The sequence below is a fragment of the Chryseobacterium scophthalmum genome (genome assembly GCF_900143185.1).
Lineage (GTDB): Bacteria > Bacteroidota > Bacteroidia > Flavobacteriales > Weeksellaceae > Chryseobacterium > Chryseobacterium scophthalmum.
The window spans coordinates 1353507-1374503 of record NZ_FSRQ01000001.1; the positions used below are offsets into that span (position 1 = coordinate 1353507).

Sequence of the window (20997 nt, forward strand, 5' to 3'; positions counted from 1 at the left end):
GCTTATTTTATTTTTTTATATCTAATATTTCATATTTCTTCAATTCAGAATAATCTGAAGTAATAACGGTTTCCCCCGCTTTCAATCCTGAAACAACTTCGTAATACATTGGGTTTTCTCTTCCCAAACTGATATCTCGTTTTTCTGCTTTATTATTTTTCAGAACGAAAATCCATTTCCCATTGGTGTCTTTATAAAAATTTCCTTTCGGAATCATCATGCTTTGTGTATCAGCAGAAAGTTTAAGCTTCACTCCGAAAGTCATCCCGATTTTTAAATTCTCAATTTTTGCATCGATAAAATTTAGTTCCACAGAAAACTGTCCGTCTTTTACTTCTGGAAGAATTTTTGAAATAATCACTTCATACTGTTTAGCATTGCTTTCCAAACTTCCTTTAATTCCGACTTGAAGTTTGTTGATATAATATTCATCTACTTTTGCAATTAGTTTGTAACCGCCCATCAAATCTATTTTTCCGATGCTTTCACCGGTTGTCAAATTTTGTCCCAGCGAAATGTTAAATGAAGATAACCTTCCGGAAACCGGCGCCATAATTAGGAAATTATTTTTATTAGAGCGCAAAATATCCAAACTTTTTTCCATTTGGTTAATCGAATTATTAATGGCTGCAAACTGAGAATTTCTGGATGTTTTTTCATTGGCACTCCCTTTTTCCACAATTTGTTTTCTTTGTTTCTGATAATTAAGATTTTGGGAAGCCATATCATAATCGGTTTTCTTTCCGATTTCTGCATCGTACAATCTTTTCTGAAGATTATAAGCCTGCAAAGCCGTATTATAATCATTCTGAGACTGCAATAATTCTTTATCCTGATTGAATTCCTGGTTTTTTAATTCTAAAAGAGAACTTCTCATTTGGCTTATTTGCTGCATAATCCCGGTTTCCTGATTCAAGTAATTAAATTCTGTATTCGGATTGTAAACTCTCGCAATAGGTTGTCCTTTTGTTAGCATTTGTCCGTCTTCTGCAAAAATCTCTTTCACAGCGCCACCTTCTAAAACATTCACTAAAGAAGAATTTAGAGATTGCGTTTGTGCTGTTACCATCAACATATCTTCAAATTTTCCTTTCGTCACCACATCAGTTTGAATATCTTCTAACTTTACATTAAATGTTTTTTTCTGATTGAGAAAGTACCATCCAAAAATCAAAACTGCCAACGCAGAAGCTATGATGATTAATATTAATTTTAGTTTAGACTTCTTTTTTACTATTTTCGTATCCATATTTGAGATAACTATTTTACTTACAGATAATTAGTCAATTCAAATGCCAGAGATTTATAATCTTATAACTCTTTGATAATGTGATTAAATATATTTTAATTAATTTTAAAACTGTTCATTATCGGACACTTTTTGTGCGAAAACGGACAAATTTAGTTGATGGTTGTCAGTGATTAGTTGATTGTTTTTAAAATCTGTTTTAAATCTTGAACAATTGAATATGTATTAATTAAAACCATCAACCGACAACCAAATAAGAAAATATGGCTAAAAAATTAAAAAATACAGAACCTCCCGATAATCAAATAGCATTTTCAAACGACAAACTATTTGTCGATTTATCCCAACTGATTGAGCAAAGTCACCAACAGGTTGCGATGCAAGCCAATAGTACGCTTACCATTTTGTTTTGGCAGGTTGGAAAACGTATCAATGATGATATTCTACAAAACCAACGTGCTGAATACGGAAAGCAAACTGTATCGACATTGTCGGCACAATTGGAAACTTCTTACGGAAGAAATTTTGCTGAAAAAAATGTACGAAGAATGATGCAATTTGCAGAACACTTTTCTGATTTGCAAATTGTCGTTACACTGTCACGACAATTGACCTGGTCTCATTTTTTGGTTTTAATTCCTTTAAAATCAGTCGAAGCTAAACAATTTTACGCACAATTAGCAATTAATGATACACTTGGCGTGAGAGAACTTCGCAAACAAATCGCCAGCAAAGCTTTTGAAAGAACCGAAATTGCCAATCTACAATCATCACAGAACGAAAACTTTCCAATAAACACATTCAAAGACCCCTATTTATTAGATTTTCTTGGCTTGCAAAATGATCATTTAGAAAAAGATATCGAGACAGCCATCCTTCACGAACTTGAAAAATTCATCTTAGAATTAGGGAAAGGATTTGCTTTTGTGGAGCGTCAAAAAACAATGATTATCGACGGAGAAGATTTTTATCTCGACCTATTATTTTATCATCGTTCACTCAAAAGATTGGTGGCAATCGAATTAAAATTAGGGAAATTTCAAGCCAAATATAAAGGACAAATGGAATTATATTTGAAATGGCTCAACAAAAATGAAAGACAAGAAGGCGAAGAAACACCAATCGGATTAATACTTTGTGCAGAAAGCAGTAAAGAACAAATCGAACTTTTGGAAATGCATAAAGATGGAATTATGGTTGCAGAATATTGGACGGAATTACCACCGAAAAAAGAACTGGAAAGAAAATTACATTTGGCTCTAATTGAAGCAAAAGAACGTTTCGAACGTAAAAAATTGTTATAATTCTTATTTATTAAATTTAAAAAATGCGAAAAAAAGAAGCTCATATTTTAATTGTGGATGATGACGAAGATATTTTGTTTTCGGCAAAAGTGTGGCTGAAGAAATTTTTCACGGAAGTGAGCTGTCTCAGTCAGCCAAAAAATATTTTGAAGTTTTTAACCGAGCAACAGGTTGATGCAGTTCTTCTTGATATGAATTTCAGGAAAGGTTTTGAAAGCGGAAAAGACGGTTTGTATTGGATGCAGGAAATTAAAACCTTAGAACCGCAACTTCCAATCATTCTAATGACCGCTTATGGTGAAGTAGAATTAGCAGTTGAAGCATTGAAAAATGGTGCTTCTGATTTTATTTTAAAACCCTGGAATAACGAAAAGTTGTTCGCCTCCGTTAATCTCGCTGTCGATATTTCCCGAAAAAATAAAAAGCTCAATCAATGGGAAAATGTGAGCATCAAAACCAATCAATATCAACTGGAAACGCAATCTTTTGCAATGCAGGAAGTGATGGATCAGATTACGAGAGTTGCGCCAACTGATGCAAATATTTTACTTTTAGGTGAAAACGGAACCGGAAAATACGTTCTTGCAGAACACATCCACGAATTGTCTGAAAGAATAAATCAGCCTTTTGTCCACATCGATTTAGGAAGCCTTTCAGAAAGTTTGTTTGAAGCTGAATTATTTGGGTACAAAAAAGGAGCGTTTACAGATGCCAATCAGGATTATTCCGGAAAGATTGAAAATGCTCAAAATGGAACGGTTTTTCTTGATGAGATTGGAAATCTTCCGCTTCATCTTCAAACCAAATTATTAAGTTTGATTCAGAACCGAAAATTGTCAAGAATCGGTGAAAGTAAAGAGAGATTACTGGACGTAAGATTTATTTTTGCAACGAACGAAAATCTTAAAAAAGCAGTTTCAGAAAACAGATTCAGGAAGGATTTGTATTACAGAATCAATACGGTTGAATTGCAAATTCCGAGTCTGAGAAATCGATTGGAAGATATTCCGACTTTAGCCAATTATTTTTTAGATAAATATAAACAGAAATATCACAAACCAGATTTAGTTTTAAATGAATCTTTGATTAACGAATTAATCACTTATTCCTGGCCTGGAAACATTCGTGAACTCGATCATTGCATTGAGCGAAGCGTGATTCTTTCTAATGAGAAAAATCTGAAATTGTTGATGCCTCAAGATGAAGAATCAGAAAAAACAATCGTCAATCTCAACATCGAAGAAATGGAAGGAATTCTGATTAAAAAAGCATTAAAAAAACATCGTGGAAATATATCTCTTGCCGCAGAAGATTTGGGATTATCAAGAGCCGCGTTGTATAGAAGAATGGAAAAATTTGAATTGTGATTTGGTTATTAGTTGATCGTTCTTGGTTGATAGAATTAAAACTCTTCGACTTCGCTCAGTGTGACCACTCTAATGTTATTTTGAGAGTTCCGAAGGAACGATTTAATAAAAGATAGGATAAAATCCTATCAATGAACGTTGAAAAAACAATGAAAAAACAACAGTTTTTTTGGTTACTATTTATTCTGCTTGCAATTGTCAGCGGAATTTTTGCCTTTGATTTTTATTCACAAAACAGATTGATTAATTGCGTCCTGTTTTCCTCAATAAGTTTGGTTTGTATTTTTTTTGCGCAGACTTCGGCCTTGTCTTATATTCAAAAAACAGAAAAGTTGCTTTTGGCAATTCAAAAAAAAGATTTTTCATTATTTCCTGAAGCCGACCAAAACAGTCTGGTTGAAAATGCCGTAAAACTCTATTATCAAAGCAAAGAAGAACATCTTTCTCATTCTTCTTATAAGCTTTTGTATGAAGAAATATTGAATCAACTTGAAATAGGATTGATGATTCTCTCTAAAAAAAATAATGAATGGGAAGTTTTTTATGTGAATCCAGTTTTTCTGGAAATTCTGGAAATTCCGAAGTATAATTATTGGAATCTTTACGAAAATAAAACACCGAATTTTTATAGGATTATTGAGGATACACAATATGAAAATTCACAGGAATTCTTTGATATTTCTATTAATGAAAATACAAAACAATCATTTTCTCTCAGAACCAAAAAAGTTGAAAATGTAAAAAACCGTTTTTGTATCATCAGCTTAGAATCTGTTCAGAAAATTATTGAGCAAAAGGAAAAGTTAGCCTGGAATAATCTGATGAAAGTGATTTCTCACGAATTGCTTAATACCTTAACGCCTGTAAACAGTTTGATTCAAAATCTGGAATATATTGCGAATCAGGATGTCATTGAAAAAGAAGATCAACAGGATATGCAAGAAAGTCTGATGATTATCAATAACAAATCAAAACAATTACTGAATTTCGTAGACGATTACAGACAGGTTGCAGAACTGCCAAAACCTGTTTTCAAAACAATTTCCTTGACTCAAATTGTAGAGTCTGCGCTTAATTTTTTGAAGCCGGAATTTGAGAAGAATAATATCAAGATTGTTAATTCATTAGAGAATCAGATGGTTTTTGCAGATCAAAAAATGATTGAACGTTGTTTAATTAATCTCTATCTCAATGCAGTTTTTGCAGTTTCTAATACCAATGAAAGAATCATCAAAACAGAAATAAAAACCCTTAACAAACGAATTATTCTGAGTGTAGAAGACAGTGGAATTGGTATTCAGAAGGAAATTCAGGATAAGATTTTTCTTCCTTTTTTCACAACAAGAAACGGAGGTTCCGGAATTGGTTTAACGCTCAGCAAAAGCATCATAGAAGCGCATAAAGGCTATCTTAATTATAAAGCTCTCGATCAGGGAAGTAGGTTTGAAATTTGGTTTTTAAGCTAAGGATTTAAGTTAATTTTATAATAAATCTTATTATTGGTATAACTCTTGATTCCAATTGATTTATAAAAAATTTATTTATATATCTTTTTGAATAGCTTACATATTTTTATTTAATATTAAATTTTAATTAAAATTTTAAATAAAAACATTAATATACTTAAAGTATTGTATTTAAATACATTAAACTATTAACCTATAAACAAACCCAATGTAAAGATATTTATATTGTTAAAAACTGAGATCACATATGTCTTTAGACAAATTACCTACAGTTCTTGTGTAATTTATTGAAATCTAACTTTTAAGCAGTAATATTTTTATAAAAAAATCTAAATATGTAGAATAAAATTGAATTTTAAAGTCATTTTCGTCAGTATATATTACGATTTGCATAATATTCAAAAAAAAACAAATTAAAAAAAAACATTATTTTTGCTTAGTATAAAAAAATGGTGTTTGTGATTTTATCTATAAATTAGCATTACCAACCAAAATATTAAATTTACAATAGCATGAAAAAAATAATTTTACTCCTCACCTTATTTTCCGGAATATCTGCATTCTCACAAATCAAGGTTCTGAAAAATGAAACATTAGTCGAAATCGGAAAGGATAACTCTGTCGGCTTATATAAAAAAGAAAATAAATTTACTTTTAATTATCAGGATCTCAACACGAGTAATCTGAACACTTTCAGATCATTTTCATTTAATGATATGAACGGTGATGTGCAGGAACTTTATAAAATGATTACTGATGGATTTATTGATCAACCTACCGGAAACATTTCTTTAGAACTTCCTAATGATATTATTGAGCTTCAATACGAGAGAAACTACGGTCAACCAACGGTACAAATTATTCAATATATCAACAAGAATAAAAAGTATGTCGGTAAATCTCAGTTTTTAAATAAAAAACAGATTGATAAAATCTTCGGTATCGGAACTCCAAAAGCTGCATTGTACACCAAATCTGCAGTAAAACAAACTCCGGTAAATTCAATGAATAATACCTCGGCTCAAAGTTCATCAAATACTTATCAAAACAACACTCCGAAAACTCCGGTAAAACCAACGAAAAAAAGAAAATAAATTTCGTTTTTTCAATATATATCAACTCATTCTTACCGAATGAGTTTTTTTATTTCTATTTTTGTGAAAATATTTCATTGTACTATGTCTCTTCAGGTAATTAATCTAACAAAGAAATTTGGTGAGCAGACTGCTCTAAACAACATCAACATCAACATTGATAAAAGTGAAATCATCGGTCTTTTGGGTCCTAACGGAGCCGGAAAATCTACTTTGATGAAATCTATTGTCGGTGCACTGAAAATTGATGAAGGTGAAATTATCTTTAACGGAAAAAATATTTCAGAGTACGAAATTGAAAGCAAAAAAAATATAGGATTTCTTCCTGAAAACAATCCGCTTTACCTGGAAATGTATGTAAAAGAATATCTGCAGTTTGTTGCCAATATTCATAAAATTTCTGAAGCCAGAGTTGATGAGGTGATAGAATTGGTCGGAATAACTCCCGAAAAATCTAAAAAAATCGGTCAGCTTTCTAAAGGTTACAAGCAAAGAGTTGGTTTGGCGCAGGCAATTATTCATCAACCCGATTTATTGATCTTAGATGAGCCAACGAACGGCTTAGATCCCAATCAGATTTTAGAAATCAGAAATGTGGTGAAAGAAATCGGGAAAGAAAAAACAGTTTTACTTTCTACACACATTATGCAGGAGGTTGAAGCGCTTTGCACAAGAGTAATTCTTATTCATCAGGGAAATATCATTCAGGATTGTAATATTAATGACTTTAAAGGAAAATTTGAGAGTTTAGAAGATGCTTTTGCGAGTTATACGCAGGATTTTAAGGTTGAAGTTGAGACTAAGGCTTAAAGCAATTAAAAAGTAAAAACTTTTTAGATCTTTTATTGGCTTTAAATTTGATTCCCATCTAATAATTAAAACAAAATCAACATGATTAAGAAATTATTATTGGGAACTTTATGCATCGCTCAGTTTTCCCTTATTGCCGCTCACGATTTAAAACAAACACCAAATTTTACAGAAGATAATGGAACAGGATATTTTCAGAATGTTCCTAAAACGGTTATTATTAAAACAAAAAAATTCAAAGTAAGAATCGATAAACAACCAAATGGAAATTATCTATATCAATCTTGGCGAGCCAATACAAAAATTACGGCAAAACCAAGTATGATTATCAGTAACGGAGAATTAGTTCCGGACGGATCGGGAGGTAATTATTATTTCGAATTTAATAATAACGGAACTCTTTATCAGGTATGGAGGAATTATTTAACAGACTCTCCGAAAAAAGCACCTTATACCTTAGTTGTCATCGACGGAAATGGCGAAACTTTGGTAAGACAGGATGCACAAGTTGTAAAAAATTAAAACTCATCACCTCTCGCTATAAAGTGAGAGTTTTTTTGTTTTAAGATCCAAACTTTTTCAATTGTGTAAAATAATTACTTTCTGCAAAACTTTCTTTGGCAGCACGATATCCTATATTAAATATTTGTTCTAAACGGTCTTTTTTACGCTCAAAAGTTCCATAGCTTGACAAATCCTGAGAAGAAATCAACCAGTCGCAATGCTCAAATTTCACCTTTTCGATACGATAAGAAAGCAAATCATACGACCGCGAAACAATTGATTTTATCGTCTTCAAATCATCGATTTTAATATCGTGAGGAGGCGAAACAAATACGCCAATCAGTTTATCACAGTCATCACGGATAATATCTGCCGGAAAATTATTCAAAACACCTCCGTCACAGAACATTTCTTCGCCTAAAATATAAGGTGTTGTAATGCCGGGAATCGAGCATGATGCAATAATAGCATCAGTTATTAAAAAATCATTATCGAAAATTTTCTCTGTTCCGCCAACCAATTCGGTTGCAACGATCTTTACTTCTTTGTCAAGATCACCAATTTTCATATCATTGAAAATCGGCTTCAGATAAGTATTGAAAATCACCGAAGAAACCAAGCCAGGCTGATTAAATGTAAAATGTTTCCAATTAAAAAAATACACCGATTGGAAGAAATCTAAAATTTCTTCAGGCTTTTTCCCGATTGCATAAAGGCAGCCCACAATAGAACCAGCGCTGCAGCAAGCCAGAATATCTACATCAATATTCTGTTCGTTCAAGAATTTTAATACTCCTGCATGAGCGATTCCTTTGGTACCGCCGCCTGATAAAACCAATCCTGTTCTTTCAAAGTTCATTAAATAAATGTAAGAAAACATCCTTAAACATTACATTTAAGAAATCTAAATATTTTGTTAATTATTTAAACAAAAAACCACAGACAAAATCTGTGGTTTAATTTTATAAATAGAATTTTAAATCCTAATTATTAATATATTTTTCAAAAATTCTTGAGAAATCTTTTTGATTATATTTATCAAAACTATTGGTGTTCCAGGCAAAAATATATTCGTTGATCGCTCTTAATTCCTGACTTTTTGAAACATTTTCCTGTTTTCCTGATGCAACACTACCAATTGCTTTCTGTATACTGTCATTTGAAAAATTCAGCAAAGAATGATTATGATGAACTTCCTGCTGAATAGCCAAAAGCGCTTTATAAAGGTCTTTCAATTGATCAATCTGACCTTTTGCAACACTAATCATCAAAGGAACATTCCCGATATTAAATGAAATTTCAACATCCAAATCAATCGTTCCGGCAGTCTGTAATGCGATATTTGAAAAAGGAAACTGATAATATTCGTATCTCTTTAAAACTCTCTTTTTATCCAATGCACTTGCTCCGTCGATATGAATTAATGCTCTGTTGGTAAAGCAATATTCATCTCTTTTAGATTTAATTAAAAAGAATATTTTCTCATTATCTTCAGATAAAATATAATCATCAGAATCTACTTTATCATAATCCTGAGAAGGAATAATCTTACCGATATCACCTAACCCTAAAGCTTCCGCAGCTAATTTTTTAAACATAAAATTTGTACTTTATTAAGTGGATAAAATTAATAAAATATGCGAGATAAAAATGAAAAAAGTTATTTAAGACAAAGAAAAACCACAGACAAAATCTGTGGTTTTAATATTATTGAACTTCATCAAAGATTTTCAACTTTGACAAAGTGAATATTAAATGTGAATCACTTCACCATAAGCAGCAGCCGCAGCTTCCATAATTGCTTCAGAAACTGTTGGATGCGGGTGAATTGACTTAATAATTTCGTGACCAGTCGTTTCTAATTTTCTAGCAACAACCGCTTCAGCAACCATATCAGTTACACCTTCACCAATCATGTGACAACCTAACCACTCACCGTATTTAGCGTCAAAAATTACTTTGATGAAACCATCTGTGTTTCCGTTTGCAGTAGCTTTTCCACTTGCAGAAAGAGGGAATTTACCAACTTTAAGCTCGTAACCTTTTTCTTTAGCCTGCTTTTCTGTAAGACCAACAGAAGCAACTTCAGGGTGACAGTAAGTACATCCAGGAATATTGCCATAGTCGATTTTTTCAACGTGCATTCCTTTGATTTTTTCTACGCAAGTAATACCTTCAGCAGAAGCAACGTGTGCCAAAGCCTGAGTTGGGATAATATCTCCGATTGCATAGTAACCAGGAACTGAAGTTTCGTACCATTCGTTTACCAAAACTCTACCTTTATCTGTCTGAATTCCCACTTCTTCAAGACCAATGTTCTCGATGTTTGCAGCAATTCCTACAGCAGAAAGCAAGATATCAGCTTCAAGAGTTACGTTTCCGTTTGCAGTTTTTACAGTAGCTTTCACACCGTTTCCGCTTGTATCAACGCTTTCTACAGAAGCATTTGTCATGATTTCGATCCCTGATTTCTTAAGAGATTTTTCTAAGTGCTTAGAAATATCCTCATCTTCTACAGGAACGATGTTTGGTAAAAATTCTACAACAGTTACTTTTGTACCCATTGTGTTATAAAAATCAGCAAACTCAACTCCGATAGCTCCAGAACCTACAACAATCATAGATTTTGGCTGCTCAGGAAGAGATAATGCCTGTCTGTATCCGATTACTTTTTTACCGTCTTGAGGTAAGTTTGGCAACTCTCTAGAACGAGCTCCTGTAGCCAAAATAATGTGAGTTCCTGTGTATTCAGTTACTTTTCCTTCTTTATCTGTAACAGAAACTTTTTTACCTTTTTGTACTTTTGCAGTTCCTAAAATAACATCGATCTTGTTCTTTTTCATCAAGAACTCAATTCCTTTGCTCATTTTAGAAGCAACACCACGGCTTCTCTGAATAACGTTTGGAAACTCAAAACTAGCTTCCACTTTATTCAAACCATAGTCTTCTGCATGATTAATATAATGAAAAACCTGAGCCGACTTCAACAAAGCTTTCGTTGGAATACATCCCCAGTTAAGGCAGATTCCTCCTAAGTTTTCTTTCTCGATAATTGCAGTTTTGAAACCCAATTGTGCCGCTCTGATTGCTGTAACATATCCACCAGGACCACTTCCGATGACAATAATATCGTAATTCATTAGCTTAAAATTTTTATGCGAATTTAAGGAAAAATATTGGATGTTTTACGTTTCTGAAAATTCGTGAAGCAATGCATAACGAACATGGTTTTCATTTAATTATAAACAAAAAAGAGAACACAAAAACGTATTCTCTTTTAATAAATTTATTTAATAGTAAAAATATCGTAAAATTAAACAGTTGTTCAAATTTTCATTTTACCATATTTTGTACATCTATTTAGCAGATCTCAACAATTTCTTTTCGTTTTGATAACGTACGTTTAAAGCTTTAAGCTGATCTTGTTTCATTTTTTTGGTAGCAACCGGATGATTTATGATCAGTTTTTTTTCAGTATTGTACCTTTTATTTAACTCATTCAGTTTACTGTTGTATAATTGTGTTTTCGAAGGATGTGGCGGCGGAGTTGGATGTTTCTGTGCTACAACACCTGTTGACAATCCTACTAACAAAATGGTTGATATCAATAGCTTTTTCATAACATTTAATTTTTTTGAATGATTTTAAGATTAATTAATTTCATTCTGGTTTAAAGTGATTATTACAGATATCGTACCATATTTTTATATCCTCAATTTATTGAACTTCAATATTCTGTTTTAAAGGCAGATTTTTTGAAGAATTTCCTACAAAAATCCTATAGGTTCCTTTTTCCACAATCCAGTTCATTTTCTCATCTAAAAACTGTAGTTCTTTCACAGGAACTTCAATCGAAACCTGTTTAGATTCTCCCGGTTTTAAAAATACTTTTTCCAAACCTTTCAATTCAATAATCGGTCTTGAAACTGAAGCCAGTAAATCTTTTACATATAACTGAACAACTTCACTTCCAGCTTTTGAACCTGTATTTTTCACATTGACTTTTGCTACAATCGTGTCGTTTTCAGAATATTTTGTTTGATTTAATTGTAAATCAGAGATTTCGAAAGTCGTATAACTCAATCCAAAACCAAACGGATACAACGGTTCGCCACTCAAATCATGATAATCATTTCCTCTTCCTGTAGGATGATGATTATACGTTAAAGGCAATTGCCCTTCTTCAATCGGAAACGTAATTGGTAATTTTCCTGAAGGATTTTCAGCTCCAAAAAGAACTTTTGCAACCGCATTTCCACCTTCTTCTCCGGGATACCAAACATCTAAAATCGCTCCCACTTTATCTTTCCAATCGGTCGTTTTTATCGCAGAACCTCCAACCAAAATCACTGTTGTTGGTTTATTTAATTTTGAAACTTCATCAATAAATTTTTCCTGATTTCCCGGAAGGCTCAACGAAGAACGATCCTGAAATTCGCCTTCATGAATTCCTGCGGTAACAATAATGTAATCTGCATTTTCAGCTAATTTTAAAGCATCATTAAAATCTTTTTGGTAATTATTTATACCATAATTCCAGATCAGTTCTATGTTTGCTTCTCCCCTATTTTCATGAAATTCAATGATTATATCAGATTTTTGACCTTTTACTAAATCAACATCAACCGTTTTTGTTGAATAGCTCAGCTTTTCCCAATTATCAATTAATAATTTTCCATTTAAAAACAATCTGAAACCATCATTTCCACGAAGTCCCAATTGATATTTTCCTGAACTTGGAGCTTCCAATTTTCCTGTCCAACGAACGCTGTAGTTGTCTGGCTGCAGTTTTTCAGGGTTTGGAGAATATAAAGTCCATTTGAAATTCAATTGTTCGTCCTGTTTTTCAAAAGCAGGATTTCCTTTTAAATCAGAATTAGAAAAATAATTTCCTTTTAAGCCTTTTTGATTTTCGAAAGATAAAAACTCAGTCGGAATCGTAACAAATTGCTTTAAATTCCAATCAATTCCTTTTGAATAAGTGATTTCAATATTTTTATCTTTCACGAAGTTTTTAATTCCGTCTAAAATACCTACCTTCTTATTTCCCGGTCCGGAATAACCTCCCAATCGTGCATCTACCGCATCGGTTCCAACAACCAAAATCTTTTTAGTATTTTCCGAAATCGGTAGTGTTTGATTGTTATTTTGAAGCAAAACAAAAGATTCAACAGCTACTTTTTCGGCTAAAGGTTTATGATTGATTTTCTTTAATTCTTCAATATTTTTGTTAGAAACGTAAGGATTTTCAAACAAACCTAATTCAAATTTTGCTCTCAAAACTCTCGAAACGGCATCATCAATTCTTTCCTTAGAAATTCTTCCATCCAAAAATGGCGGAATAAACAATTTATAATGTTGATATTCGGTTTGGAAAATTACATCCAAACCTGCATTGATCGCCTGTGTAGAAGCATCATCATAATCTTTTGCCGTAAAATGCAGAACATTTGCTCCACCAACCGCACTTGCATCACTGATGACAAAACCTTTGAAATTCCATTCTTTTTTTAATTTTTCGGTCAATAACCAGTAATTTGCCGTAGAAGGTCGTCCATCCAACAAATTGTAAGAAGTCATCACCGAACGACTTTTTCCCTGATTAAAGGCTTTTTGAAAAGGAACTAAATGCGTTTCTTCCAAATATCTTTTACTCCAATGGATCGGGTAAGAATCTCTTCCACCTTCACCTACATTTGCTAAAAAATGTTTTGGAGTGGTAATAATTCCCATATTTTCAAAAGAACTGACAAAATTTACACCCATTACAGAAGTCAAAAACGGATCTTCGCCATACGTTTCCTCCGTTCTTCCCCATCGAACATCGTTCGCCAAATTCACAACCGGAGTTAAGATCTGACGAATTCCTCTCAATTTTGATTCTTTTGCAATGGCTGTCGAAACTTCTTTCATTAACTCAGGATTGAAGGTTGCCGACAAGCCAATCGCCTGTGGAAAAGCGGTTGCGCCTTCACGCATCAATCCATGTAAGGCTTCGTCAAAAGGAATAATAGGAATTCCCAATCGCGATTCTTCGACAAAATATTTTTGAATGGCATTGATTTTTTTTGCTAATCTTTCCGCATCTTCATTGGCATTGTATTTCAATAATTGTCCGGCAATTCCACCGCCTTGATTTCCCGCACTCACCTGCAATCCGAAAATTCCATGAGAATATTGACCTTTTGGAACGTTATCTAAATCTCCGGGAATCATAAAGCATTGCCAGAATTTTTCTTCTAGAGTCATACGTTTCAGCAAATCTTGGACTCTGGCTTCAATGGGTTGTTTGGGATCTTTGTATAAAGGTTTTTGAGCGGTAATAAATGTAGTGCTCAATAATGAAATTGCTATAATTTTAAAACGAAATTTAAAGCACATAAATAATTTGATTTAATTATTGTTCTTTTGTCTTGAAACAAAAGAACCAAAAATTCAAGACTTGGAACTCTCCGCTAAAAATTAAAATTTAATCCTAAAATCCCCAAAACTTGCGCGAATTCAATATTCGTTCTTCGATTCAATATTTGTGTCGCGCTTCAAACAATGGGAATTTCTTAACCGATTAAGTTTTAATTTTCTTAACGCTCCGATTTCCTAGGTCGTTTTAAAGACAGTTTATAGTTATTGTATAATTTGAATTACGGTCGAATATTTTAATTGAGTTCTTTCTTTTGGTAAGATGAGTTCAATTGAATTACCTTTTTTCTTCCATTGAATTTTATTATTTAAACCTAAAATTTTCACTGACTTTGGTTTAAAATTTTCAGGAATTGCAAAGCTTAATGTCTCAGGAGATTCATAATTTACTTTTTCATCCAAGTGAAAAATATTAACTGTTCTTCCATCTTTACTTTGGGTATAATAAAAATTTCCATCGTGATAAGGCGCAATAGCTCTTGTTGCAAAAACTGCAGATTGATTGTCATTCATCCAAGCTGAAATCTCTTTTAATCTTTCATAAACGATCGCATCATAATCTCCGTTTGGTCCGGGAGCAATATTCATCAGGTAATTTCCACCTCGTGAAATGATTTTAACCAAAGTTTCAATGATCTTCTGAGACGATTTATAATTGTCATTCGGAACATATGAAAATGAATCCCCCATCGTAATACAGCTCTCCCAAGGGATTGTAAGAGGTTTTTCGGGAACGGCTTGTTCGGGAGTTACATAATTTTCCCATTTTCCTGGAACAGTACGGTCTACAACGATAATTCCGGGTTGATTTTTGCGAGCCATCATCCCTATTTTATCCATGTCGATATCTTGTTCAACCTTGATTATTCTTTGCCATTCAACATTTTGGTCAATCGTATGAAACGGGCGCACCCAACCTCCGTCTAACCAAAGAATATCTACTTTACCATAGTTTGAAGTGATTTCATTTAACTGATTAAAAGTGAAATTTTTAAAACTGTTCCATCTTTCAGGATACTTTTTCGGATCGTAATTCACATTTCTATCTTTTGGCGGAAAATACGACCACCAATAATCATCGGAATGCCAATCGGGTTTTGAGAAATAGGCTCCGATTTTGAAGCCGTCATTTCGAAATGTATTGAAAATTTCCTTTGTCACATCCGCTTTCGGATTTTTAGAGAAAGGAGTTTTTGAAGAAGTGATTTTATATTCGGACTGTTGCGTATCAAACATCGCAAAACCATCGTGATGCTTTGTTGTGAAAACCACATATTTCATTCCCGCTTTTTTCGTCGCATCTGCCCATTTTTGAGGATTGAATTGCGTCGGATCAAAAGTTTTCTGAAGGTTTTCGTAGTTTTCTACATATTCATTATAAGATCTTCCGTGTTCGAGTTTACGCTGCGTCCACGATTCATCTTCCGGACAAAGACTCCAACTTTCAACAATTCCCCATTGGCTGTACGTTCCCCAATGCATGAAAAGTCCGAATTTAAGATCCTGCCAATTTTCAAGATTTTGAATAACTAAAGGGTCTGTCGGTTTTTGATAACCTTCCGAAACATTGTGCGCTTGTGAAAAAAAAGTAGATGATATGAATAATGATGAGAAAAATAAGTTTTTAGTTTTTTTACTTAACATAAAGTTTAGTTTTTCGCTAATTTAATCATCATTTGATAAATTCACAAACAGTTGTTTTTTCGAGTTTTCTTCCTCAGTTTTCATTTTTTTGCTAAATCAAATCTTTAAATGCAGTTTTAACACTTGGATAGGTAAATTTAAAACCACTTTTCATTAATTTTTTAGGATAGACGTTTCGGCTTTTTAATAATAATTCGGTTTCTGTTTTTAAAAATACTGAGGCGATTTCAAGTTGCCAAGCCGCAGCATTTAAACCCAATGGAATTTTCATTTCTTTTCTTAATTTTCGCATAAATTCTTCATTAGACAAAGGATTTGGAGCAGTCACATTAATTTCTCCTGAAAGATTTTTATTCTCAATAATATATTCTACAGCTTTGCAAAAATCATTAATATGAATCCAGCTTACGTTTTGATTTCCTCTTCCCTGTTTTCCGCCCAAACCCAATTTTGTAATCAATTTTAATTTGGTAAAAGCTCCCCCATTATTTCCTAAAACAATCGATGTTCTTAATGCAACTTTTCTGGTGTCTTTATTTTCAGTTTTAAAAAATTCTTTTTCCCAGCTTTTACAGATATTCATCGAAAAATCGTCACCGATTATTCCGTTTGCTTCTGTATTTAAATGTGTTTCTGAATGAACATAAATTGTTGCCGAACTTGCATTCAACCATATTTTTGGTTTATTAATACAATTGTCAACCGCTTGTTGAAGTATTTTTGTACTATTAATTCTTGAATCGTAAATTTCCTGCTTATTTTTGTTTGTGTATCGACAATCGACAGATTTTCCCGCCAGATTGATTAAAACATCTGAATTTTCAAGCAAAGTTTTCCATTCACCTAACGTTTTTGCATCCCATAAAATTTCGTTTTTACGTTTTGGATTTCTCGTTAAAATATACACTTGATTTCCTTTTTCGGTAAAATATTTTTCGAGATTTTTTCCGAGGAAACCGGTTCCGGCAGCGATGATTATTTTCATTGGATTTTATTTTGGTTGTTGGTTGCTTGTTGATGGTTTTGTGTGAGATGCTTCGGTTTCTCTCAGCATGACATTTCTAATACTAACTGTTTTAAAAATTTACAAATTACTTTTCACTTGGCTCTTTTTACTTTTGCACCAAATATTTCTTCATTCTCACTTCGATTTCAGAGCCTTCTGCAAGCATTACAGAGATTGGTTTCTGATGATTTAAACATTCAAAATCTTTTCCGTAGACTTTTTTAAAATCAATTTCAAGCTGGTGATTTTTCACCATGTACCACTCCCATTTTGGATGGCAAACTTCGTATTCTGAGGTTTTATCATCTTTTTTCGTAAAACCCCAATAATGCTCTGTGATAAACTCAAATTCAGAATCATCTTCCATCGTTCTAGATTTATTTTCGGCTATAATCTGCATAGAATACCACTCTTTATCTTTCCATGAGTATTTTACAATCAAATCATCATCAGTAAATTTGATATGATTTTTCATTTTTAAAGTTTTATAATTCTCTTTATACATAGAATTTGCGATTGCACTTAATGCATATTTCGGAACAATCTCTTTAATGAAAACTACTCCTCTTTTCCATTGGTGTCCTTCTTTTTTCTTGACATAAAATCTTAAGTTCACTTCTTCGAAATTTCGATAAAAAGGAATTGAAAGTCCCAATAATTTGGTATTTAAAAACATAAATCCAACCAAACTTACATAACATTTCCCTTGGTAGAAGTTTAATTCTGTTCCTTTTGGAAGATATTTCAATAATATATCGGGGTTAATTTCGTAGTTGATGATAGCTAACTTTCGCCATTCGGCTTTTAAAAATTTCATAATGATTGGTTGTTTATAGTTAATGGTCTTGCGTGAGATGCTTCGACTTCGCTCAGCATGACAGTTCTAATACTAACTGTTTATTTTATGATTTTCTGCTGTGTTTTTTATCATATCATTTCTTTTTAATAAAAATTTTTTCATATAATTTTTCAGAAAAAAATAATTGAACAATTGACCGATAATTCCAAAAGGTGATTCAAATTCTAAAATATCTGTCATTATCGTGTTTTTGCCATCCTCTCTGAAAATATGCTGATGTTTAAAAGATTTAAATCTTCCTTTCAGCATAACATCTGTGAAATGATTGGGCTTTTGCATCGCTGTAATTTTTGAAGTATGGGTTTGGTAAAATCCTAAATGCTTTGCTCTCCAGGTTACTGTTTCATTGAGCTCAATCATTCCTGAAGTTCTTCCCGCAATTGCTTTTTCATTGGTTTTTGAAGTTGATTTTTGATGCAAATCAATATTTCTTGACAAATCGAAAACTTTGTGAATATCCGATTTGATGATTGTTGTTAAATGGATTGTAGACATGATTTAATTTTTTATTTGATAGGATTTTATCCTATCCTGATTTAAGTCGTCCCTTCGGGACTCTATTTTTTATACCTTTAAAATGTTTGTTTCTTATTTAATTCCGGCAAAACTTTATCGATTCTTGCTGCCAATTCTGGTAATTTTATGGTGGGAACTGCGGGAAAAAGGTGGTGTTCCATGTGATAAAACATACTGAAGGTCAATTTATTTTTCCAAAATCCGCGTTGAGTTCTTGCAATGTTTGGAGTTTCGTGGGTGTCATGATGAACCGTCCAAACTGCAAAAAATGCCATTAAAAATTCACCAAAAAACATAATTAAAATGTGATATATTAAAAAATCAATCTGGAAATAAAAAGCAATGAAAACAAAAACAGCAATCGAGATTAACTCTAAAAACATATTCTTTTTGTAGTCTTTATTGGATAATTTAAAAGTCATCCAATGAATTAAGAACATATGTTTCGGTCCGTATAAAATAGCTTCATACCATTTCATTGAAGCCGATTTTCCTTCATAATCTTCTTCGGAAAGACAAAATTTATGGTGTCTGATGTGATTGAATTTCACAGCATGAATAGATGCCATCATCAAAATACTGTTGAGATACATTGAAAACCAGATAAGAAATTTGCCAGTTCCTAAAGAGTTGTGAAATCCGTTGTGAACCTGTCTTAAGGCAGTCAAAAAATAGAATCCGGAAAACGGAAGCGCTGCCCAGTAATATCCTTTGTAAGCCAAAAACAGAGAAATAAAAAGCCATGGCAAAGAGATATTATTTTCTATCAACATTTCTTTTACGGAAAGCTTTTTAAGATCTTTCCATACTACTTTTTTGGTGAGTTCAAGATGATTCATTTTGCGTTTTTTTAGAAATTTAACCAAATAATGATTGCCAAAGCTGTCAATCTGAAAAGCATCCAAGATATTGTAGGAAGAAGATTTAATTTTAAAATTCTGCATCTTCTGATGTGTTCTAAAAACATGATGAAAACTACAGTTCCAAAGTAAATAAGATTGAAAAAAGGACTTAAATTGATGAATAAAACAGGAACTAAAAGCAAGGTTCCGATTAGAGAAACCGTCATCATATTTCCGAGATAATCCCAAATTTTCTCTTTTAAATACATTCTTAAAAATAAAGTTTGCCAGACAATTTGCCCTAAGCAAATGATTAATTCTCTGGCGAAATTCTGATTTAAATTTAAACCTAATTTAGAACTAAAAATACCCAAAACCAATCCCGAAAAAAGAACAACAAAACCTACATAAATCAATCTATATTTCAAGTTAAAATCTGGAATGCAAGAACTGTTTTCATCATCATTCTGTGATGGAATAATTTGTTTTCTGTTGTAAGAAACGAAAGAATACAGCTTTTTAAAAAACCAATATAAAGGTTGTATTCTCGCAATTTTTTCTAACGTCGGAAACGAGTTTCCGATGATTAACAGCAAACTGTCTAAACCATAAATTACCTTATTTTTGTTGTGATCAACTAAAGCTATTTCATTTTTTGCACGGTTGAAATCGATGAGGTTTTTATTCTTAAAACTCAGTTCAGTAAAGGCTTCTCTTCCACTTTCATTCAACATTCCGGATTTTATAAAACCTTTTGAATAGATATTACACATCGGACATTCGTTGTCGTAAATCAGGGTGTGATTTTGCAGGGTTTTCATTTTTATAATTTTAAATCATTAAGAATTTTGCACTAATCCATGATAGTCTTTATAAATAATAATTAAATAACAGATTGCCAAAATTGGTGTAAGAGGAATTCCAAACATTAAAATTAATCCTATAAAATTTGTCACCCAATCAATATCGTCAAAGATCATTATAAGCAGCAGTGAGATAAGAATTGTAAGACTTATAAATGAATAAATTTTAAATTCTGTGCTTTTGGAATAATCTTTTGAAAACATTCTAATCAGGAAACTTACCGTGTGGAAAGCTGCCATTAAAAAATATCCTAACCAGCTATAACCTTTTTCAAAAACTGCAATATCTGTAATCAAAAGTATGATAAAGCTCAAAGCAACAAACATTTGGGTATAATAATCATATTTAATAAAAGTTTTCATAGCAATACATTTTAAAAGTTGAGTCTTTTCGTTTTTCCTCCGAAATAAAAAATCAGGACTAAATGAATGATTAAATTTTTCATAATTATAATATTTTCAATAATTTTTGAAAGTTTGTGTGAAATAAAAAAGGATTTTAAAGTCCTTTTTATTTTAATAAGTTGGTAATCTTTCCGACCAACCAATGATCGTCACTTTTTATCGCAAGATCCATAATATTGTTTATTTTACTCGTCACGTTGCTAAAATCATCCATCAATTTGATAAATTCTTTAGCTTCTTCAGAATCGTTGTCATCGATTTTCTTTAGTTCATCTAAAAAAGCCACAACTGGTTCTATTTCTCTTTTCCTTCTTTCTTTCGTTATTTGCTTAAACAAAAACCAGACATCTTTTTCAGCGATAAAATATTCTTTACGATCACCTTTGATGAACTCTTTCTTTACAATGCCCCAATCCATCAATGCACGAAGATTCATATTGGCATTTCCTCTCGAAATTTCAAGCATTTCCATTACCTCATCGGTAGAAAGCGGTTTTCCGTTGGCCAAAAGTAAAGCATGAACCTGTGCCATCGTACGATTGATTCCCCAACTCGTAGCAAATGTTCCCCAAGTTTGAATATATTTTTCTTTAGCTTCTGAAAGTTGCATTTTCTTATCTTTTTAATTTCTATTACAAATGTAATAAT

General features: G+C 32.3%; 20 protein-coding genes. 6 read left to right on the forward strand and 14 right to left on the reverse strand.

Annotation, left to right across the window (positions count from 1 at the left end; translation table 11 throughout):
- Positions 1–7 precede the first annotated feature (7 nt).
- Positions 8–1249 carry an efflux RND transporter periplasmic adaptor subunit gene (locus tag BUR17_RS06105; RefSeq protein WP_074229439.1) on the reverse strand — a complete coding sequence of 414 codons (1242 nt, stop codon included), beginning with the start codon at positions 1247–1249 and terminating at the stop codon, positions 8–10.
- Positions 1250–1512: 263 nt separating this feature from the next.
- Here BUR17_RS06105 and BUR17_RS06110 point away from each other — a divergent pair, with 263 nt between their 5' ends.
- From BUR17_RS06110 to BUR17_RS06135, 6 genes are all read left to right on the forward strand, one after another.
- A complete protein-coding gene (locus tag BUR17_RS06110; RefSeq protein WP_074229440.1) occupies positions 1513–2553 on the forward strand; it encodes a PDDEXK nuclease domain-containing protein in 1041 nt (346 codons plus the stop codon).
- 23 nt (positions 2554–2576) lie between these two features.
- A complete protein-coding gene (locus BUR17_RS06115) occupies positions 2577–3920 on the forward strand; it encodes a sigma-54-dependent transcriptional regulator (RefSeq protein ID WP_074229441.1) in 1344 nt (447 codons plus the stop codon).
- A gap of 338 nt (positions 3921–4258) precedes the next feature.
- Positions 4259–5386: a sensor histidine kinase gene (locus tag BUR17_RS06120; protein ID WP_228418623.1), complete on the forward strand. Its 1128-nt coding sequence runs from the start codon at positions 4259–4261 to the stop codon at positions 5384–5386.
- 512 nt (positions 5387–5898) lie between these two features.
- The gene (locus BUR17_RS06125) at positions 5899–6480 is read left to right on the forward strand and encodes a hypothetical protein (RefSeq protein WP_074229442.1); all 582 of its coding nucleotides are present in this window, start codon (positions 5899–5901) and stop codon (positions 6478–6480) included.
- 84 nt (positions 6481–6564) lie between these two features.
- A complete protein-coding gene (locus tag BUR17_RS06130) occupies positions 6565–7290 on the forward strand; it encodes an ABC transporter ATP-binding protein (protein ID WP_074229443.1) in 726 nt (241 codons plus the stop codon).
- Between the two features lie 81 nt (positions 7291–7371).
- On the forward strand, positions 7372–7812 hold the full coding sequence (locus BUR17_RS06135; protein WP_074229444.1) for a hypothetical protein: 441 nt from the start codon (positions 7372–7374) through the stop codon (positions 7810–7812).
- A 40-nt stretch (positions 7813–7852) separates the two neighbouring features.
- Here BUR17_RS06135 and BUR17_RS06140 read toward each other — a convergent pair whose 3' ends face one another.
- From BUR17_RS06140 to BUR17_RS06200, 13 genes are all read right to left on the reverse strand, one after another.
- Positions 7853–8653, reverse strand: coding sequence for a patatin-like phospholipase family protein (locus BUR17_RS06140; RefSeq protein ID WP_074230247.1), 801 nt, complete (start codon positions 8651–8653; stop codon positions 7853–7855).
- Positions 8654–8777: 124 nt separating this feature from the next.
- Positions 8778–9392 (reverse strand): PH domain-containing protein, encoded by a 615-nt coding sequence (locus BUR17_RS06145; protein ID WP_074229445.1) that lies wholly within the window; start codon positions 9390–9392, stop codon positions 8778–8780.
- 153 nt (positions 9393–9545) lie between these two features.
- On the reverse strand, positions 9546–10934 hold the full coding sequence (gene lpdA, locus BUR17_RS06150) for a dihydrolipoyl dehydrogenase (RefSeq protein ID WP_074229446.1): 1389 nt from the start codon (positions 10932–10934) through the stop codon (positions 9546–9548).
- 216 nt (positions 10935–11150) lie between these two features.
- The gene (locus tag BUR17_RS06155; protein WP_074229447.1) at positions 11151–11414 is read right to left on the reverse strand and encodes a hypothetical protein; all 264 of its coding nucleotides are present in this window, start codon (positions 11412–11414) and stop codon (positions 11151–11153) included.
- Positions 11415–11511: 97 nt separating this feature from the next.
- Entirely contained in the window at positions 11512–14175 is a 2664-nt protein-coding gene (locus BUR17_RS06160; protein ID WP_074229448.1) for a glycoside hydrolase family 3 N-terminal domain-containing protein, read from the reverse strand.
- A 243-nt stretch (positions 14176–14418) separates the two neighbouring features.
- Positions 14419–15858 (reverse strand): alpha-L-fucosidase, encoded by a 1440-nt coding sequence (locus tag BUR17_RS06165; protein WP_074229449.1) that lies wholly within the window; start codon positions 15856–15858, stop codon positions 14419–14421.
- A gap of 91 nt (positions 15859–15949) precedes the next feature.
- Positions 15950–16843 carry a TIGR01777 family oxidoreductase gene (locus BUR17_RS06170; RefSeq protein ID WP_074229450.1) on the reverse strand — a complete coding sequence of 298 codons (894 nt, stop codon included), beginning with the start codon at positions 16841–16843 and terminating at the stop codon, positions 15950–15952.
- 127 nt (positions 16844–16970) lie between these two features.
- Positions 16971–17681 (reverse strand): YqjF family protein, encoded by a 711-nt coding sequence (locus tag BUR17_RS06175; RefSeq protein ID WP_074229451.1) that lies wholly within the window; start codon positions 17679–17681, stop codon positions 16971–16973.
- A 72-nt stretch (positions 17682–17753) separates the two neighbouring features.
- Positions 17754–18218 (reverse strand): SRPBCC family protein, encoded by a 465-nt coding sequence (locus BUR17_RS06180; protein ID WP_074229452.1) that lies wholly within the window; start codon positions 18216–18218, stop codon positions 17754–17756.
- A 77-nt stretch (positions 18219–18295) separates the two neighbouring features.
- On the reverse strand, positions 18296–19078 hold the full coding sequence (locus BUR17_RS06185) for a fatty acid desaturase family protein (protein WP_074230248.1): 783 nt from the start codon (positions 19076–19078) through the stop codon (positions 18296–18298).
- A gap of 11 nt (positions 19079–19089) precedes the next feature.
- A complete protein-coding gene (locus tag BUR17_RS06190) occupies positions 19090–19902 on the reverse strand; it encodes a DCC1-like thiol-disulfide oxidoreductase family protein (RefSeq protein ID WP_074229453.1) in 813 nt (270 codons plus the stop codon).
- A gap of 18 nt (positions 19903–19920) precedes the next feature.
- A complete protein-coding gene (locus BUR17_RS06195) occupies positions 19921–20307 on the reverse strand; it encodes a hypothetical protein (protein WP_074229454.1) in 387 nt (128 codons plus the stop codon).
- 148 nt (positions 20308–20455) lie between these two features.
- On the reverse strand, positions 20456–20959 hold the full coding sequence (locus BUR17_RS06200; protein WP_074229455.1) for a GbsR/MarR family transcriptional regulator: 504 nt from the start codon (positions 20957–20959) through the stop codon (positions 20456–20458).
- Positions 20960–20997 lie beyond the last annotated feature (38 nt).

Excerpts from the sequence above, each read along its gene's own strand:
- BUR17_RS06105 (WP_074229439.1), bottom strand. The coding sequence starts at position 1,249 with ATGGATACGAAAATAGTAAAAAAGAAGTCTAAACTAAAATTAATATTA.
- BUR17_RS06115 (WP_074229441.1), top strand. The coding sequence starts at position 2,577 with ATGCGAAAAAAAGAAGCTCATATTTTAATTGTGGATGATGACGAAGAT.
- BUR17_RS06190 (WP_074229453.1), bottom strand. The coding sequence starts at position 19,902 with ATGAAAACCCTGCAAAATCACACCCTGATTTACGACAACGAATGTCCG.
- BUR17_RS06180 (WP_074229452.1), bottom strand. The coding sequence starts at position 18,218 with ATGTCTACAATCCATTTAACAACAATCATCAAATCGGATATTCACAAA.
- BUR17_RS06160 (WP_074229448.1), bottom strand. The coding sequence starts at position 14,175 with ATGTGCTTTAAATTTCGTTTTAAAATTATAGCAATTTCATTATTGAGC.
- BUR17_RS06130 (WP_074229443.1), top strand. The coding sequence starts at position 6,565 with ATGTCTCTTCAGGTAATTAATCTAACAAAGAAATTTGGTGAGCAGACT.
- BUR17_RS06170 (WP_074229450.1), bottom strand. The coding sequence starts at position 16,843 with ATGAAAATAATCATCGCTGCCGGAACCGGTTTCCTCGGAAAAAATCTC.
- lpdA (WP_074229446.1), bottom strand. The coding sequence starts at position 10,934 with ATGAATTACGATATTATTGTCATCGGAAGTGGTCCTGGTGGATATGTT.
- BUR17_RS06110 (WP_074229440.1), top strand. The coding sequence starts at position 1,513 with ATGGCTAAAAAATTAAAAAATACAGAACCTCCCGATAATCAAATAGCA.
- BUR17_RS06200 (WP_074229455.1), bottom strand. The coding sequence starts at position 20,959 with ATGCAACTTTCAGAAGCTAAAGAAAAATATATTCAAACTTGGGGAACA.
- BUR17_RS06195 (WP_074229454.1), bottom strand. The coding sequence starts at position 20,307 with ATGAAAACTTTTATTAAATATGATTATTATACCCAAATGTTTGTTGCT.
- BUR17_RS06175 (WP_074229451.1), bottom strand. The coding sequence starts at position 17,681 with ATGAAATTTTTAAAAGCCGAATGGCGAAAGTTAGCTATCATCAACTAC.
- BUR17_RS06145 (WP_074229445.1), bottom strand. The coding sequence starts at position 9,392 with ATGTTTAAAAAATTAGCTGCGGAAGCTTTAGGGTTAGGTGATATCGGT.
- BUR17_RS06165 (WP_074229449.1), bottom strand. The coding sequence starts at position 15,858 with ATGTTAAGTAAAAAAACTAAAAACTTATTTTTCTCATCATTATTCATA.
- BUR17_RS06185 (WP_074230248.1), bottom strand. The coding sequence starts at position 19,078 with ATGAATCATCTTGAACTCACCAAAAAAGTAGTATGGAAAGATCTTAAA.
- BUR17_RS06140 (WP_074230247.1), bottom strand. The coding sequence starts at position 8,653 with ATGAACTTTGAAAGAACAGGATTGGTTTTATCAGGCGGCGGTACCAAA.
- BUR17_RS06125 (WP_074229442.1), top strand. The coding sequence starts at position 5,899 with ATGAAAAAAATAATTTTACTCCTCACCTTATTTTCCGGAATATCTGCA.
- BUR17_RS06155 (WP_074229447.1), bottom strand. The coding sequence starts at position 11,414 with ATGAAAAAGCTATTGATATCAACCATTTTGTTAGTAGGATTGTCAACA.
- BUR17_RS06135 (WP_074229444.1), top strand. The coding sequence starts at position 7,372 with ATGATTAAGAAATTATTATTGGGAACTTTATGCATCGCTCAGTTTTCC.